Consider the following 1244-nt stretch of genomic DNA (forward strand, 5'->3'; position numbering starts at 1 on the left):
CTCTGTACCGGACATCTTAGCTTCAAGCCGCTCCTGATGCGTGAAACGGCGTGCTCAGTAGCCTGACCAACTCAGGTAACTCGGGCAGGTTCCACCGCAGCGCATGGCACAGCTGTTCCGCGCCATACCGAACGAGGCTCATGGCCGCCCGGCCATGAGCCTTCACCTTGATCGGGAGCTGCGTCTGGCACCACACGCCCACCCGCAGGCAGCTGACCCACGCCAGGATCACCAGCCCGAACAGGCGTTCGAATCGGTCAGGTTGGGTGATGCCCGTACGCTCCAGATCGAACCCGCGGATCTTGAGGCTGGCGAAGGTGCACTCTATGGACCAGCGAGCCCTATACAGGACGCACGTGTCCCAGACGCTGAAATCCGTGGCGATGGCCACCAGATCCCCCGCGGGGGATCTGGTGGCCACGACCTGCATCACCTCACCGTACACATAGGCCTTCTCGGCGAGGCACCGCACCTCCCCAACCTGGAGATCGCCGAACCATGTATCCACGCGGAGCTCGTCGACGACGGCATTTTTCCGAATACGGATGGCCCGCTTGATCCCCTTCCGTCTCAAGAAGCGGAACCACTCGCCGCCGATGAATTCCCGGTCCGCGACCAGGCCCTTCCAGCGGGACGCTGGAAGGGCCTTCAAGAGCCTGGAGACCAGCTGGATTCGCCTGACTGTGCCGCTGTTGCCATCGTGGTCCAGAGCGGTCCAGACGAGCGGCACCGTGTACCCATGCAGCACGACGCCAAGCACCAGGAGGTTCAGCGGTGCATCCCCGCGTTCCCAGGTGCGGGCAGGCGTCCTCATGGGCGTCCGTTCTGCCCAAGAAGGTGCGGTCCATGCTGAGCAGCAATTTCCCGGGGGGCAGGAGGGCCAGCAGGAAGGCCAGAAAGACGGATTCGGTCAGCTGAGGATCCCGGCACCCTCGTTCCACCCGGCGTTTCTTCGCTTCGATGGAACTCATCCCGGGGAGATGAGCGCACAGGTCACTTTGATTTACGCTCCTGGCCGTGACCATCGCGAAGACGATGTCCACGACACGCTGCAGCGTGTCGTGGCGCAGGAAGGGGACGCAGGCTTTGAAGTGGTGGGTCAGTTCGGTACGCTGGAGATCGGCGGGTTTTGGAGTCGTCACACACCCAAAACACCGCCGTTTATCCTGCCGATTCGCAACCTGTCACACGTTCAGGGATTTCCCGTCCAGCACAGCCTCAACTCGAAGATGTCCGGTACAGAG

Annotated in this window: 1 protein-coding gene and 1 pseudogene; one reads left to right on the plus strand and one right to left on the minus strand. The window is 62.5% G+C overall.

Going from position 1 to position 1244, the window contains the following annotated elements; all coding sequences use genetic code 11:
• Positions 1 to 22: 22 nt before the first annotated feature.
• Positions 23 to 1025: pseudogene (locus FHR04_RS20660) on the minus strand (transposase).
• Positions 1026 to 1061: 36 nt separating this feature from the next.
• Between FHR04_RS20660 and FHR04_RS21755 the strand changes: the two are divergent.
• Positions 1062 to 1244: hypothetical protein (locus FHR04_RS21755; RefSeq protein ID WP_420810991.1), on the plus strand; the 183-nt coding region annotated here is incomplete at its 3' end.

The organism is Deinococcus radiopugnans ATCC 19172 (assembly GCF_006335125.1).
In the GTDB taxonomy this organism is placed as follows: domain Bacteria; phylum Deinococcota; class Deinococci; order Deinococcales; family Deinococcaceae; genus Deinococcus; species Deinococcus radiopugnans.